Origin of the sequence: Pseudoruegeria sp. SK021, from assembly GCF_002119405.1 — a bacterium.
Taxonomy (GTDB): domain Bacteria; phylum Pseudomonadota; class Alphaproteobacteria; order Rhodobacterales; family Rhodobacteraceae; genus Meridianimarinicoccus.
This window is the reverse complement of the sequence record NZ_MTBG01000050.1, coordinates 1-15,197: the sequence shown is the minus strand read 5'-3', so window position 1 is coordinate 15,197 and position 15,197 is coordinate 1. Positions and strand designations below refer to the sequence as shown.

14 protein-coding genes and 4 pseudogenes are annotated in these 15,197 nt (G+C 56.5%); 10 read left to right on the top strand and 8 right to left on the bottom strand.

Translation table 11 applies throughout. From position 1 onward, the window contains the following. Together BV911_RS17205 and BV911_RS19810 are read left to right on the top strand one after the other, a co-directional pair. Nucleotides 1-201: IS3 family transposase (locus BV911_RS17205; RefSeq protein ID WP_139840022.1), on the top strand; the 201-nt coding region annotated here is incomplete at its 5' end. Between the two features lie 132 nt (nt 202-333). Continuing rightward, a pseudogene (locus BV911_RS19810) lies at nt 334-471 on the top strand (IS110 family transposase); the annotation flags it as partial. A 37-nt stretch (nt 472-508) separates the two neighbouring features. Here BV911_RS19810 and BV911_RS17195 read toward each other — a convergent pair. Then, nucleotides 509-1,635 (bottom strand): annotated as a pseudogene (locus BV911_RS17195) (IS3 family transposase). A 64-nt stretch (nt 1,636-1,699) separates the two neighbouring features. Here BV911_RS17195 and BV911_RS17190 point away from each other — a divergent pair. The 3 genes and pseudogenes from BV911_RS17190 to BV911_RS17180 form a co-directional block, all read left to right on the top strand. Next, nucleotides 1,700-2,242, top strand: a pseudogene (locus BV911_RS17190) (transposase); the annotation flags it as partial. Nucleotides 2,243-2,559: 317 nt separating this feature from the next. Then, a pseudogene (locus tag BV911_RS17185) lies at nt 2,560-3,491 on the top strand (IS5 family transposase). Between the two features lie 159 nt (nt 3,492-3,650). Next, nucleotides 3,651-4,646, top strand: a complete 996-nt coding sequence (locus BV911_RS17180; protein ID WP_086054819.1) for a LysR family transcriptional regulator — start codon at nt 3,651-3,653, stop codon at nt 4,644-4,646. On the opposite strand, the gene BV911_RS17175 is transcribed toward BV911_RS17180, so the two are convergent. The 5 genes from BV911_RS17175 to BV911_RS17155 form a co-directional block, all read right to left on the bottom strand. After that, a complete protein-coding gene (locus BV911_RS17175; protein ID WP_086054818.1) occupies nt 4,615-6,078 on the bottom strand; it encodes a xylulokinase in 1,464 nt (487 codons plus the stop codon). The two genes, BV911_RS17180 and BV911_RS17175, sit on opposite strands and share 32 nt — an antisense overlap. Before the next feature lie 3 nt (nt 6,079-6,081). Further along, the gene (locus BV911_RS17170) at nt 6,082-6,795 is read right to left on the bottom strand and encodes an HpcH/HpaI aldolase/citrate lyase family protein (protein ID WP_205963886.1); all 714 of its coding nucleotides are present in this window, start codon (nt 6,793-6,795) and stop codon (nt 6,082-6,084) included. A gap of 90 nt (nt 6,796-6,885) precedes the next feature. Beyond that, nucleotides 6,886-8,163 (bottom strand): TRAP transporter large permease, encoded by a 1,278-nt coding sequence (locus BV911_RS17165; protein WP_086054816.1) that lies wholly within the window; start codon nt 8,161-8,163, stop codon nt 6,886-6,888. Continuing rightward, on the bottom strand, nt 8,160-8,624 hold the full coding sequence (locus BV911_RS17160; protein ID WP_086054815.1) for a TRAP transporter small permease: 465 nt from the start codon (nt 8,622-8,624) through the stop codon (nt 8,160-8,162). Before BV911_RS17160 ends, BV911_RS17165 begins: the two co-directional genes overlap by 4 nt. A gap of 59 nt (nt 8,625-8,683) precedes the next feature. Beyond that, entirely contained in the window at nt 8,684-9,652 is a 969-nt protein-coding gene (locus BV911_RS17155) for a TRAP transporter substrate-binding protein (RefSeq protein ID WP_168184122.1), read from the bottom strand. 263 nt (nt 9,653-9,915) lie between these two features. Here BV911_RS17155 and BV911_RS17150 point away from each other — a divergent pair, with 263 nt between their 5' ends. From BV911_RS17150 to BV911_RS17135, 4 genes are read left to right on the top strand one after another with little or no spacing between them, the layout of a single operon-like run. Beyond that, nucleotides 9,916-10,134 (top strand): transposase, encoded by a 219-nt coding sequence (locus BV911_RS17150; RefSeq protein ID WP_371588314.1) that lies wholly within the window; start codon nt 9,916-9,918, stop codon nt 10,132-10,134. A 21-nt stretch (nt 10,135-10,155) separates the two neighbouring features. Then, nucleotides 10,156-11,115, top strand: coding sequence for an IS5 family transposase (locus tag BV911_RS17145; RefSeq protein WP_086054813.1), 960 nt, complete (start codon nt 10,156-10,158; stop codon nt 11,113-11,115). Further along, nucleotides 11,099-11,476: a hypothetical protein gene (locus BV911_RS17140; protein WP_205963887.1), complete on the top strand. Its 378-nt coding sequence runs from the start codon at nt 11,099-11,101 to the stop codon at nt 11,474-11,476. Before BV911_RS17145 ends, BV911_RS17140 begins: the two co-directional genes overlap by 17 nt. A gap of 26 nt (nt 11,477-11,502) precedes the next feature. Next, nucleotides 11,503-12,147: an NADPH-dependent FMN reductase gene (locus BV911_RS17135; protein WP_086054812.1), complete on the top strand. Its 645-nt coding sequence runs from the start codon at nt 11,503-11,505 to the stop codon at nt 12,145-12,147. A gap of 443 nt (nt 12,148-12,590) precedes the next feature. Here the strand turns inward: BV911_RS17135 and BV911_RS17130 are convergent, their stop codons facing one another. Both BV911_RS17130 and BV911_RS17125 read right to left on the bottom strand, forming a co-directional pair. Beyond that, nucleotides 12,591-13,301: an anti-sigma factor domain-containing protein gene (locus tag BV911_RS17130; RefSeq protein ID WP_240512336.1), complete on the bottom strand. Its 711-nt coding sequence runs from the start codon at nt 13,299-13,301 to the stop codon at nt 12,591-12,593. Beyond that, the gene (locus BV911_RS17125) at nt 13,286-13,834 is read right to left on the bottom strand and encodes a sigma-70 family RNA polymerase sigma factor (protein ID WP_086054821.1); all 549 of its coding nucleotides are present in this window, start codon (nt 13,832-13,834) and stop codon (nt 13,286-13,288) included. Before BV911_RS17125 ends, BV911_RS17130 begins: the two co-directional genes overlap by 16 nt. A gap of 193 nt (nt 13,835-14,027) precedes the next feature. Between BV911_RS17125 and BV911_RS17120 the strand changes: the two genes are divergently transcribed. After that, entirely contained in the window at nt 14,028-14,888 is an 861-nt protein-coding gene (locus BV911_RS17120) for a DUF4394 domain-containing protein (RefSeq protein WP_086054810.1), read from the top strand. Nucleotides 14,889-15,197 lie beyond the last annotated feature (309 nt).

Here is a 15,197-nt window from a genome sequence, read left to right as displayed (position 1 = left end):
ACGATAAACGGCCTATTCAAAGCTGAGGTCATTCATCGCCGTGGCCCCTGGCGCAGCTTTGAAGCCGTCGAATATGCCACCCTCGAATGGGTCGACTGGTTCAACAATCGCCGCCTGCTGGAACCTATCGGGAATATCCCGCCCGCTGAGGCAGAAGCAAACTTCTATGCTGCTATGGAAAGATCAGATATGGCCGCGTAACTAAGACAATTCAGCCTCCGGCAAACCCGGCGCGGTTCAAAATCAATTAATGGCCTTGATGCTTTAACCGCCCCCCCGACGGCATCTGCTGTGCCAAGGTGGGATCGCAACAACCCAACTTTGGAGGCGGTCATGTCAGAAGTTACTACAGTTGGACTCGATCTGGCGAAGAGTGTTTTTCAGGTTCACGGTGCGGACGGCACGGACCATGCGGTTGTTCGCAAGAAGTTGCGACGAGCGCAGGTTCTGGATTTTTTCAATCGGTTGCCTGGACTTGCACCGGTTCCGTTCCGGTGTGTTGCTCATGTTAGGCGGCGATCTTTTCGAAAGCCAAGGGCGATTTTCCGTCCAGCGCTGAATGTCGCCTGCGTGGGTTGTAGAAACCGTTGATGTATTCGAACATTGCGACCTCGACGTCCCGGCGTGTTTGCCAGGTATTTCGCCAGATCAATTCGGCGTTGAGCGACTTGAAGAAACTCTCGACAGCCGAATTATCATAACAATTTCCCTTGCCGCTCATCGAAGGAAGCAGTTTGTGACGACGTAGGCGCTTCTGGTACTCGTGAGCACAGTATTGGGCTCCGCGATCGGTGTGGTGAATGCAGCCAGGTGGCGGTCTGCGTAGAGCGATCGCCATGTCCAAGGCCCGCAAGGCCAGGTCCTGCTTCATACGATTGCTGATCGCCCAGCCGATCACACGGCGTGAGTATAGATCAATGATGACAGAGAGATAGGCCCAACCCTCGCGGGTCCAGATGTAGGTAATGTCTCCCGCCCATTTCTGGTTCGGGGCGGGTGCCGAGAAATCTTGGGACAGCAGATTGTGGGCGATGTTGAAGCTGTGGTTGCTGTCGGTGGTGCGCTTGAATTTACGGCTGCGCAGAGCCTGGATGCCATTGTCACGCATGATCCGGGCGACGCGGCGCTGACCGACCTAGAGACCCAGCTCCTTTAATTCCTGCGTCATGCGCGGACGGCCGTAGCTGCCCAAGCTGAGCCGATGCTGTTCGCGGATATGTGCCAGAAGGATCATGTCGCGACGCTGTCAATGTGATGGTGGCCTGCGACGCCACGCCCGTAGCCCACGGTCTGAAACCTGCATCAGGCGGCACAAATGTGCACGTGAAAGACCTCCGCGATACTCCGCAATGAATTGAAATCTCATTGCTTTTGGCTCGCGAAGAAGATCGCGGCCTTTTTTAACACTTCCCTCTCCTCCCGCAGAACGCGGTTCTCTTTGCGCAAGCGCTCGTTCTCCCGGCGCAGCTCCGCGTCCTCGGCGGCAGCCGGATCGGTCGAGTAATCCCGCATCCACTTGCCCAAGGTCGAAAACCCTACGCCAAGGTCTGAGGCCACTTGTCGGCGTGTCAGGCCGCTGTGCGTCGCGATCCGAACCGCTTCACGTTTGAAGTCGTCACTATGTTTGGCTGCCATATCCGGTCTCCTCTATGGCGAGCCTTGCTCGCGGAAAACCGGAACGGAAGTGAAGCAAGTCCAACTGCCGCAGACTGCGCGCCAAGTTCTGGAGGACCTCATCGGCACACTATCCGATCTTGAAGCCCGGATCGGCAAGCTTGACGCTGAGATCAGAACCCGCGAACAGAACAACGAAATGGCGCGACGGTTGATGACTATTCCTGGCATCGGTCCGCTGATTGCGACGGCACTCGTGACCCTCGCGCCGCCGGCTGAGACCTTCCGCCGTGGCCGCGATTTTGCGGCGTCGTGCGGGCTGCACGCCTCTGGCGTGACGTTGGGCTTGGTACCGCGACAACATTCTACGGGCGGCAAACAACGTTTGGGTGCAACGACGAAGATGGGCGAGCGATCTTTGCGACGATTGATGGTCATCGGGGCCAATAGCGTGGTCATCAAACGACATGTTCATAAGGCGGCACAGCCCGGTACCTGGCTCGCGGGATTGCTGTCGCGCAAACCAACAATGCTGGTGCGGGTGGCGCTGGCGTACAAAATGGCGCGGATCGTCTGGGCCTTGATGGCCAAGGGCGGCGTCTATCAGTCTCCGGTCGCGGCGGCGTAAGCCGACCGTCGGTCGCGAGGACGTCGGAGCGAAAGAGGGCAAGGAGCAGTTTGGCGCAATAGTCGTGAGACGGGATCGGGAAAACCAGTGCGCAACAGAGTGCCTTTGAGCACGCGGCTTTGATCTGGACCTGATTTTCGAACACCATCGGAGCCCGCGACATCTGTAAGGTCGCATCATGAGGCCGGACATATGTCAGCACCCGACGACGTGTCAGAAAAAGCTTCAAAATCCCTCTTGCATTTGGGGCGGTTACATATGTTGCACAAATCCTGCGCGGGATTCACCACGTCAATCCAATGTGGTAGCCGAGCGGGATGAGCACACCCGGAAAGACAGTCTTCAAGACAACGAACTGGCATGACTACAACCTCGCGCTGAGGCGGCGTGGGTCGCTGACCGTCTGGTTCGATCCGGATATGGTGTGGGAGGAGGCCCCCTCCGAGAAGCGTGGCCGCCAACAGACTTATAGTGCTGCAGCCATCCAAGCCAGCCTCACGCTCAAGGTCCTCTTCGGCATGGCGCTTCGGCAGACGACCAGGTTCGTTGCGAGCCTGCTTAAGCTGGCCGGTCTTGGCTGGTCCGTGTCCGACTTCAGCACTCTGAGCCGCCGGCAAAAGACCGATGCGTGGCGATCCCATATCGCGGATCAAAGGGGCCACTGCACCTGCTGATCGACAGCACCGGCATCAAGGTTGAGGGTGAAGGGGAGTGGATTGCACGCAAGCATGGCGGTGCAAAACGGCGAGTTTGGCGCAAAATTCACCTCGGGGTCGATGAGGAAACACTGGAAATCCGGGCAGTCGAGGTCACCACCAGCAATGTCGGCGACGCACCGATGCTGCCCGACTTACTGGGCCAGATCGACCCGCATCAGGAGATCGCCACCGTCACCGCCGACGGTGCCTTCGACACGCGTAAATGTCACGATGCCATTGCCAACCGCGGCGCGGCCGCAATCATTCCGCCACGCAAGAACGCCGTGCCGTGGAAGCCGACCACCGCCGGAGCCAGGGCCCGTAACGAGGCGCTCCGGGCCTCGACATATCGCGGCCGTTCTCTGTAGCGGCGCTGGACCGAGGATCACCGACGAAGCCGAGTTGAGACTAAGATGAACTGCGGATCGGGCCTCGGTCAGCGCCTTATGGCGGGCGACTTTGATCGCCAACTCGCCGAGGTTCAGATCCGCGCTGCAGTGCTGAACCGGTTAACGGCCCTCGGCATACCCGTCACAATCGCCGCGGGATAAGTGTGTCTGGGGAAAGGGGACCTGCGGCCAGTTTCAGATTTATGCAACAGCGTCCCTGAAAGGCCTCGGCCTGCAGTGCCGCTAGGTAAGCAGGCCGTCAACCAGATCGAGTCTACAAAGCCTATGGTGCTACTATTCTTCACACGATAGCTTACGCCTATGGAATTTCGACACCTTCACACATTTGTCGCCATCGCCGAAACAGGAAGTTTTTCGGCGGCAGCTGAACAACTTAGTATGTCGCAGTCAGCGGTAAGCCAAACCATTCGGCGGCTTGAAGAGGAGATGAAGGAACCGCTGTTTATTCGCAATGCGCGCCATTGCGAAATCACAGAGGCTGGAAAAAATCTGCTTCCGCAGGCACAAAGCCTGCTCCGTCAGCGCCAGACACTGATGCCAGCCAGCAACCTGTCGCCCGAGGAGTATCATGGCCGAATTCGTGTTGGGACCAGTACGTCTGGGACGTCTTTCATCTGGGCAAGGCTTTATCAGGCGTTCGGGCGCATCTATCCCAACATTAGGCTGGATATTCGGACAACGACCCACACCGAGCGCACGGCAGAGGACATTCTGAATGGCGCGCTCGATATTGGCTTCTTGCCGATCCCCTACCCGTACCGGAACCCCAGAATTGAACAGGCGGTGCTTGGAAGTCACCGCACTTTGATCGTGGCCAGCCCAAACCACTCGTTGGCAGGGGTGAAGGGCGTAACCCCGCAGGACATCGCGCATGAGAGGTTCATCCTGTATGAGCGCGGGATCAACTTCCGTTCGTTAAGCGATCACTTCTTTGCGCTTCACGGGATTATCCCAGATATCGTGGGCCAGAGTAATGACACGTACTTAATCCGCACCCTATGCGAGATTGAAAGCGGTATTGCCTTTCTCGGTGATTGGGCTGTCGTTGATCTTTTAGAGCAAGGCAGGCTTGTCGCGCTGGATATCGATACAAGCAATCTGTCCGAACAATTGGGCGCTGCATTTGTTTCGGAGCGGATGACACGCGTTGCCCGCCTGCTTCTAAGCTTTGCCCGTAAGCGCACAGACCTTCTCCCTGAGGTGATATTAAAACCTCTGCCCGACGGTTGGGTGCATTATTCGGAAATCGACGGACCTTCGAGGATCAAGCGCCCATCCGCGCTTCGCGATCTATGAAAGCGGCCCACCGCTGATAGCGCGCGAACATTCCAGAATACAGCTCGGCCTTCTCCGGATCAGGCCGGATCGTCGAGTGCGTCGCCACATTTGGGATTCCAATTGGCCCGTTCATGGCCTGCATTGCGATAAATGCCGCGCCAAGCGCCGATTCTGCATGGTCGACAGTCTCCAATTGCAGTTCAAGGATATCCGCAAGGATCTGTGGCCAGATTTGCCCACGTATAACACCTCCGGCCAATCTCGCCGGAACGTCATGCGAGATATTGAGATCCAGACGCTGGATGCAATCGCGAAGGGAAAATGCAACGCCTTCCATGACGGCTCTTACAAAATGTCCAATCTCATGGCGCGAATGGATACCCGAGAAGCTGCCGCGCATGTCCGGGTTCCAATACGGTGCCCGCTCCCCTTGAAGGTAAGGGTGAAACAGCAATCCGTCGGCACCTGCCGGTATTGCCTTGACCATTTCATCGACCTCGTCGTGCTCCAAACCACCGGCGAGATGGCGCACCCATTGAAGAGCGACTGCCCCGGCATTGGTCCCAGCCTGATAATAGTGTCCCGGCAGCAAGGCGTGCGGATAATTTAACACCCCTTGTTTGAAGACCGGTTCTCCGGGGGCAAGGATCGCCGCCGATGATCCGACGCGAATGACCGCTGGCGGATCAATTGCTGGACCGCCGCAGACGACAATTTCCGCGGCACTATCAAGCGCACCGCTGATCACCGCGATACCGTCAGGCAAACCAAAGTTATCGGAACCGCTGCCTGACCTCCCGACGAGGGCAGTGGACTCTACGACTTCAGGCAAAGCGTCAGGTGACAGCCCTGCAAGGGCCGTCAGGTCGAAATCCCAAGTCCGCGCCTCGACATCGTACATCAAGGTCGCCACAGCTGAAGTCAGATCCATCTGACGTCGCCCTGTGAGCAAATAGATTAAATAGTCCTTGGAGGATAACAGCGATGCGGTTCGGGCGATGGCGTCGGGCTCGTTCCCCGCCACCCACACAAGCTGAGGAAGTGTCCATGTGCAGGACGGCTCATTCAGGGTGGCATCCCGTATTCTCGCGCCGTGATCGGCGATCAGCCATTTCACCTCGGCACTGCTGCGCTGATCGCTCCACAAAATCGCCGGACGCACGACCTTGCCATCCGCATCGAGGAGGACCGGCAAATGCGCCGCAGAACAAAAGCCGATCGCAACCAATCGATCCATTGCCTCTGGCGCCGAGGCATAGAGTGAGGCGACCGTCTCAGTCATCGCTCTATGCCACTCGACAGGGTCTTGCTCGGACCAGCCGATGTGAGGGCGCAAAGTAGGATAATGCGCGGACGCCTCTGCAAGCACGACACCTCGTTTGTCGGTCAGGACAGCCTTCAGGCTGCTAGTCCCCAGATCGAGGCCGAGGAAACAGTCGCTATTTGTCATGACTCAGTCCGCTCGTGGCGCGGTTTCAAGGGCGGTCAATGCAGCCGTCATGCCGTACTGAAGCGCTGCAAGGTCAGTGGTCGCAGAAATCAGGTTCAATCCTTTCGGCACCAGTGACAAGGCCGTTTCCCAATCTGTCGTCTGAAGCGCGCCAATCTTTCCATGACGTTTGCAGGCCGCCAAAATTGCATCGACATGTGCCGCCATTTCCGGCGATGTCAACTTAGGGGAAATCCCGCACGACACGCTTAGATCAGATGGGCCGATGAATGCCATATCGATCCCATCTACCGATAGAATGTCATCCAGCGCGTCCAAAGCCGCGGCCGTCTCGATCTGGACGCCGATCAGGATTTCAGCATTGGCCTGAGGCAAATATTCAGTGGCGGTCACTCGTGAAAAGCGGGTATGTGCCCGCGACATGCTGACCCCCCGCGACCCCGATGGCGGGTAATGGCAAAAATCGACGATCGCCCGTGCCTGAACAGCAGTTTCGACACGCGGAACAAGGACGCCTGATGCGCCAAGCTCCAATGGAGTCAGAAACGCATCGCGACGAATTTCCGGCACGCGCACGATGGGCTGGCAACGCCCGTTCCTGAAGCCCGCCATGAGTGACGCCAGCATATCTGGGCCATAGCTGCCATGCTCTTGATCTAGGATTGCGAAGTCCATTCCGATCGAGTCCAAGAGAGCACCCAAAAAGGGCGTTTTCATTTCCGAGACCATAAGTCCGCGCAAAACAGCGCCGGATTTGAGAGCCGGTTTCATCCAAGCATTAGAGATTGTCATGAGTTCTACTTTCGATCAGTCAAAAAGGACGCTGGGCAACCACAGTGAAAGGGCTGGGACTGCGGACACCAAGACGAGGACTCCGAGGAGCAAGCCCAAGAAGGGCCACATGGCTTGAAACACATCTTCAATCCTGATCTTTTCCATTCCACATATGGCGAAGAGCAATCCGCCCACAGGAGGCGTTGCCAGCCCAATCATACAGTTGAGGACGACGATCATGCCGAATTGGATCGGGTCGATCCCGATCATGTTGGCCAATGGCATGACGATGGGCACGAACAGCATAATGTTGACGTTTGGATCCGAAATGCAGCCCAGCACGAGGAACAGCACATTGATCGCCACCAGAATGAAGATCGGGTTTTCGGAAATTGACGTAACCCAGAGGGCGAAATGTTGCGATACACCTTCAGCGGTCAGTGCAAAGCCAAAGACTTTGGCTGCGGGCAACAATATTAGGATCGCGCCGCAAGTAATAAAGACTGAACGCATGCAGTCTACGAAATCTCTCAACCCAAGAGTCCGGTAGACAAAAATGCCAAGTGCCATCGCGTAGAGAACGGCCACGGCCGCGGCTTCTGTGATCGTGACAATACCCAGATAGATGCTCGCCAAAAGGATCACCGGCGTCATTAGCGGTAAGAAGCCCGCAATCAGGGCTGCCACCAACTGAGCGAAATTTGCCCGGTGCCCCATGGGATACCCCCGGCGGCGCGATGTAACGTACACATATCCAAAGATCGCAAAAGCGATCATCAGCCCGGGGATCGCCCCTGCAAAGAATAACTTGGCGATAGAGGCACCAGAGACCATAGAAAACACGATCATCGGGATGGATGGCGGAATGATCGGCCCGATCACCGCACTGGCCACGGTCACAGCGGCACTATAGGGCGCTGGATAGCCTTGATTGACCATAGCGCGATAGCTGAGGCGGCCAATCCCACCGACATCAGCAACAGCAGATCCCGACATGCCGGAAAAGACCACGGATGTGACCGTATTCACATGCCCCAACCCCCCGTGAATGCCGCCCACCATCGCCTCTGCAAAGTCAAAGATGCGTTGCGCTACTGACGTGCGTGCCATCACTTCCGACGCCAAAATGAACAAAGGGATCGCCAGAAGAACGAAGAAGTCCAGGCCGGCGAACAGCTGTAGCGACAGGAAGGACAGATCGAACCCCGTGTACAGAACATATGCCCAAGCCGCGACAATCATCGCAAACGCGACAGGCATGCCAAGCAGAAACAGGCCTATGAACCCCCCAAGCAAGATTGCAATACTCATGCGGAAGTCTCCCGGAAGGCCGTATAGTGACGACGAATAAGCGAAATGAGATGAACGAGGCAGATCACCATCGTGATTGGCAAAATCGAATAGGGGATTGCCTCTGGCATTCTCAAAGAAGGCGTTGTCCGTAGTTTGCCCAACAGCCGGATGCTTGGGATCACCATTGAGACGAAGAAGACTAAGAGCACCATATCATTGAACAGCTTAACGCCGAGCTGCGCCTTCAATGGCAGCCACTTGACGCCAAAGTCGACACGTAAATGTTGCTCTTCCCCCAACAAGTAGGCGCAGGACAAAAAGCCCGCCCAAACAAAGAGGTAGTTGGACACTTCCTCCGCCCAAGGGATGGCTGCGTTGAATGCGTAGCGCATGATTATATTGAGGCACAGAAGTGCAAACATAGCGAACAGGCAAAAGCTGCCGATCCCCACTTCAAGAGACTTGAGTAGGCGGTTCATTGCGACATCTCCATCTACCTATTCCGCAGTTGCGGAATAGGTTAATTAGTTTGGATTGCTTACTCGACTGCTTGGATCTGATTGTAGAGTTCTTGGAACTCAGGGTACTTTTTCATCACCATCGGAACGCGATCCACGAAGGGTTGCTTGTCGACCTCAATCAGTTCCATGCCATACTCGTCAACGAGTGTGGCCAACAGCTCTGCTTCGCCATCAATTACGATGCTGTCCACATAGGCCGCTGCTTCCGTAAAGACTTCCCGGAACATTACCTGATCTTCATCCGACAAACCGGTCCATGCGCGCTGCGACATGGTCATGCCCGAACTGGCCAACATATGCCCAGTCAGGATGAGATAATCCTGCACCTCGAAAAGCTTCATAGCGACGATCTGTGTAAACGGGTTTTCCTGACCATCCGCCACGCCGTTTGACAGCGCGAGATAGACGTCTGCGACCGGCAGCGGCGTTCCGGTTGCCCCAAGCACCGTGGCTGCTTCTGGATAGGGCGCAAAGTTGACGACACGTAACTTGAGCTTGTTGAAATCTTCGAGGGTCGTTGCAGGTGTGTCGCCGGTCGTAACATGACGGAAGCCAAAGGTATAAAGGCTCAACTGCTCTACATCGCAGGCGTCACTGATATCATCCAGCAATGTCGTATAAACATCGCTTTCCTTGAAAGCACGCCAGTGATCGTAATCTCGGAACGTATAAGGCGAAAGCATCACGCCCGAGGCGGGTAGACAATCGATCGCAGTATCCAGCGGGGCCATGTCGAGTGTTCCCAACTGGACCGCTGTAATGGCATCGCGATAGCTCGCGAAGGTGCCTGAAGGAAAAATCTGCAACGCAAAGCGACCATCAGACTTTTCTTGCAAAAGCTCATCTGCTTTCAGAACGCCCAGATGCACCGGGTGATCCGTGCTGAACACATGTGCAAGCTTGAACGTTTTCTCTTGAGCCACGGCGCTTCCGGCCGCGAATATGCCAGCGACAGTCAATACAACTGCTAACTTATCGATCTTCAAGAACATTCCTCCCAGATTGTGTGACCTTCGCTTCTCGTAGTCTTCGTCGAAGAAAGGTGAGGCCTTCTAGGCTGATCCTATTAGATCAGGCAAAGCGCATTATGGTATATTAAGAATTCGTATAGCTTATACATGTGTGGCAAAACGCAGCCTTAGATTGTAACCGCGCCATTGGGCATGAAGTTACCTGTCACAAGTCGTGTGGCGAATTGATTCACCCGGCAGACTTGGCCTTGCCCGAGAAGTAACGGACATGATTCGTCATGTGGCACCGAAATGATGGAGGTGCGGGTATGGGGCAGAGTTGGGAGGAAACAGAAACCGCTGGATGTGACCTTGGAGATGTCCGGCTGAACCGACGGCTCGGAACGATACTCGAGGCGCTCGGGGAACGACCGGGGAAATCGCTGCCCACGGCGTTCCAGGACTGGTCTAACCGACCTTGTTGCACGAAGTTCATCCGAAGCGTAGCTGATCCTTGATCCTGACTTCGGGATGCTGGGATGCCTTTCAAATTCAACGGATCGCGACGGGATAAGTTTGCGAAGGCAAAGTACCGTGTGACGAACTGTGCCGAATACAACGAGGCGCTGCGCCAGCGCGGGGATGTGACAGTCTGGTTCAGCGAGGATGCGGTGCGTGGTTGGTGGGCGGCACGTTCGGGCGAGCGAGGTGCTCAGCAGCGCTATTCCGATCTGGCGATCGAGACCTGCCTGACCCTACGTGCCGTATTTGGCCTGCCGCTTCGGCAAACGCAGGGCTTTGTGCGCAGTCTGCTGCGGCTCATGGAACTGGAGCTTGCCGTGCCGGATTACTCGACGCTTTGCCGACGTGCGCGATTACGCGAGATCGCGCCTGACACCCGGACAGCCAGTGGCCCGATCACGCTGATTGTGGACAGCACAGGGTTGCGTGTCCACGGTGGCCGCGACTGGATGCGGGAGAAACACGGGGTGCCAAAGGCCCGCAGAACATGGCGTAAACTGCATATCGGCGTCGACCCGGAAAGCGGGGAACTTGTCACATCATGCCTGACTGCAGAACATGTCGGAGACCCCAGCGCGTTGACTGATCTGCTGGCTGGGGTGGCCGGTCCCGTTCGCCGTTTCATCGCAGACGGCGCCTATGACGGTGCGCCGACCGCCGCAACGATCCGGCGAGCGCTTGGTCCGGATGTCGAGCGGATCATTCCACCGCCGAAGAATACTGGTCCGGGTGCTTGCGCCGCACGCAAAGCCCATCTCGAGAGGATCGCGGAGGGCGGCAGAATGGCCTGGCAGAAGGCCACCGGCTATGGTCAGAGATCACGCGGCGAGGCCCAGATCGGGCGCTACAAACAGGTCATCGGACCGGACCTGCGCAGCCGCAAAATGGAGACCCAGACAACCGAAACCGAGATCGCTGTCAAAGCCCTCAACCGCATGACCCGTCTCGATCGTGCGACCTATGAGCGTGTTGCATAACGAAACGGGGAAAGGGGCAGATGCAGCCCGAACCGTCTTCATGCAACATCGTCCTTCGAGTGGAATTTCTATCGCTCTCGACCTCATCGGGCCGTCCCTGATGGAGCAGGCTGCTGTTGAGTACTTCGATCCAGCGCTGCTGCACCGAGTTGTGGCCCTTGCGACCGGGGGTCTCGATACGCTGCGCCATAACGGCACGGTCATCACCCTGCTGGGGATTTCCGGCATATCACACAGGCAGGCCTATGGAGATATCTTCGTCGTGGCCGTTTTGGTGCCTAAAATCGCCTGCGTGTTGGTTATCGCACTGGGGAAGGCGTTGGGCAGTTTTCGAACTACCTCGCATGCCCAGTTGAGTTAGTCGCCCGGCTGATCTATCGTCAAGACATGAAGTTCCTCATCTTTCTGGGTTCAGCCCGTGACAGCGCGCCGCCCCGACCGGCAAGATTGGGGCAGCGCGTCAGCATGATGTGTCACCGTCTTATCACCGACAGCGCTCATGATGCGCAGATCATCGATCCGCTAGATTACGACATAGGCGGCATCTTCAAACCGCATTTCGCCTATGCCGAGGGGCGCGCGCCCCAGGCGTTGAACGATCTGGCTGAGGCGATCCAGGCAGCGGACGGCTATGTGATGGTCACCCCGGAATACAACCATTCCATGTCACCCGCGCTGGCGCATGTTCTGAACCACTTCGCGGCATCGCGCTTTGCATGGAAGCCAAGCGCAATTGTCACCTATTCAGCCGGTCAATGGGGCGGTGCGCGCGCCGCTATGGGTATGCGCGGATTTCTGTCAGAGCTGGGGTGCCTGCCGGTGTCGGCCATGACCCACCTTCCCAAGGCACAAGAGGCCCTAGACGACGAAGGGGCCTGGGTCTCGGACTCTGCGAAATGGGACGGCTATGTCGGGCGCACGCTCGGTCAGCTAGAATGGTGGGCAGAGGCCGCGCAGCGTCAGCGCCTAGAGGGTGATACCGCGGCGACGGGCGCATTCGACCGCGACCCGTCACAACGCAACGCGCCGTAACAGGCCTGAAGGTCTTGGCGATTGTCACCGATGCGAGCGGCAATATTATTCCGCGAATCTATTGAACATGGAAAATTGATCAGGCCTGACGTCGAAGTAGCAGCGTCTTTGTTATAGCCTCCACCAACGCAAGATTGGTCAATGGCCCGTTCGAGTTCAAACTCAGTGAAGGGTGTCTGAAGTTTGGCGTTCTGAGAGGTTAAAATGTCCGCGTTCTACCAAACTGACTTGTTTTTGCGTTCGCAGAGAACATCAGTAATCTAACCTATTATCCGCCGTGTCTCTCGGCCCAGAGTCGCCATCCCCCACCACGCCGATGCTGCACCTCAGCTTCCCCGGACCGGCAATTCGTCCATGGCGCAGCATTTTCGGACGGTGAAGGTCGGCAGAGCAGACGAAGCACCCTTTCGCTGCATCGCCACTAATATCCTAGAAGCATCTAGCTAGAGCTGGCCAGACACACCCGGAATATCGACAGTTCCGAATACGCGCCCGGAGGGCAAGCCAGTTGAGGACCCTCCAGGGGGTTCTTCGCTGACACCGATTGTCAAAATACCTCCGACAGCAGCAATCGTTTCGGGCAAGGGCAGCCGGATCGACTCGCCGTCCGGCCATAAACCTACAGAAACTGTCGGTCCGCTTTCGCCGTGCGCCCAGACTTGAAGAATTCGACCTTCCGGGGCAGCGCCTTGGGTACGGGTGAGGAAAATCTCGTCAGTGGATTTATCGACCACAGCGACAACCCTGAAATCTCCGGCGTCAGCTGCAATCTCAGCGATATAGAGCGGACCGGTGGTTTGATCCGGTGTGCCAAAGTCCAATGCAAGCACAGCAACCAACACCGATAGACTAAGAGCAGCACCTGCCTGCCATACCCAAAGCCGCTGGAAAAATGGTTGGCGCGCTGTCTTCGGGAAAACTTCAGCCTGCAGCGCCTTTTTGACAGCGGGGCTGGGTGTTTCGTCTGTCAGATCGTCAGTCAGCGCCGCAAATCTGATTTCCCAATCCGTCACCGATTGCGCAAACTCGGGATCGCTCGCCGCCCTCTGCCGTGCGTAAGCCAGATGATCCCCTGTGAGGAGCCCCAAGGCGTACTCGGCAGCCAATGCGCCGCGCTCGTCTGATGATAGAACTGAGGTCATCGGGTCATACACTCCCGCAGGGCTGCAAGGTCTCGACGCAGCCACGTTCGCATGGTGTTGAGCGGAACAGCAAATTGCTCGGACAGGTCCTTGTAGCTTTTTCCATCAAGGTATGCGCCCGAAATTGCTGCGCGTCGGTCTGGCTTTAGTTCGTCCATGCAACCCATTATCCGCTTGGACTCTGAAGCAGCGATGGCAGATTGTTCGGGCGATAATTCAGGTGACGCGATGCGTTCGCTATGGTCTGCAATATCGTCGTCGGATCTTCTGGAGCGCAGGCGATCAATCGAAGTGTTGCGCGCAATCGTGATAAGCCACGTCATCGGCGAATGGCCCGTGACCTGATACCGGCCGGCATTCTTCCAGACTTTGACGTAAACCTCTTGCACTGCATCCTCTGCCGCTGCGCGTTCAGACAAGACACGCATGCAAACAGCCAAAAGTTTCCCGCTGGTTGCATCATAAAGTTTCGAAAACGCGTTTTGATTGCCCAAAGCTGTCTGGGCGATCAGCGTTTCTATTTCATGTCTTTGGTTCTGGGTCATGACGATCCAATAAGTGCGCAGCTTGTGCACATGCATGCGTTGCTGACGTTGTAGCTGGAAAACATGAGCTTGAGCAATGTGTTCGCGGTTATTGAGTTTTTTTCTGCACCTGTGAAACTTCCTCCTGATCCTCTTCGTGCCTCCTACGAATTGGCAGACACAATGTCTGTCAGCGCAATGTGAGGAGATACCTATGAATACTCAGATTTCTGCTTTCGCCCTGACCGCCGCCGTGACAGGGGCACTTGCCGCACCTGCATTTGCGCATGGCCACGCAGGAACGAAAGGGTACGCGCTTGCGAAAGACGGAACCACACTCGTCACCATGGCGAGTATTGCTGCGCCCGGTGAGGTGCAGACCTTTGTGCTTGATACGCCTTTGCGCGCAATCGCATATCGTCCTGTGACAGGCCAGCTGATCGGTTTTGTTGACGGCATGGTCTACGAGGTGAACGCTACGACAGGTGCTCTGACCGATTTAGACGCAACATTCATGGACGACGCTATGATCAGTGAAGGTGCTGTAGCGTTCGATTTCAACAACCAGATCGATGCCGTACGAGCAGTGGGCGCTGATGGGGCGAACCTTGTTTATTTTCCCGACGGGTTCGGCGACAACGATGAGCGGGCCAATTCCGTGCGTCGCTTTACCGATGCGTTTTATGTGGACGGAGACAATTCCGCCGGTGCGGATCCGTTGATCTTTGCGAACGCCTACACAAATGCAATCGCGGGCGCGACTGCTGACTCTACGGCGCAGTATGCGCTCGACGCCCGCGCGAATGCACTTGTCACGTTGGCCAACAATGCGGGTGAGCTGGCAACAGTTGGTCTGTTGACTATCGATGGTAAAGCCGTCGATGTCATCGACGCCGGAGGTTTTGACATCGTGTCGCCCGCTGAAGGGACCAACATGGCATACGCGGTCCTTCAAATCGATGGTGAAGCGAGTGCCGGATTGTACGCGGTAGATTTGGCTTCTGGTGCGCTGACCAATCTTGCGGACCTCGGTATGGGCGGCTTTACAGGTTTCGCGGCTTCACAGGGTATGTAAGTATGAGTGTGTAAGGTCAGTTTTAGGCCTTTGCTGTGACTGCGAATACAGCACCCCCGGCCTTTCAGCCGGGGGTGTTTTCGTTTTGCTGCAGTGAATACTGTGGTTTTTGTCACTGACCGTGCAAGTCCTTAGCGTAACTAAGAAAAATCATCCTCCAGTGTAACCGGGGCGGTTTAAAGGAGATATGGGCAAAAGTTGGTGACGCTTGATCAGGCGGCGGTTTGAAGTTGGCGGATCCCATCCCGGAACTCAACCCCTTGGATGATCTCGGGGAGGCGGTTTTGACCGTCGAGTTTGCGCCATTTC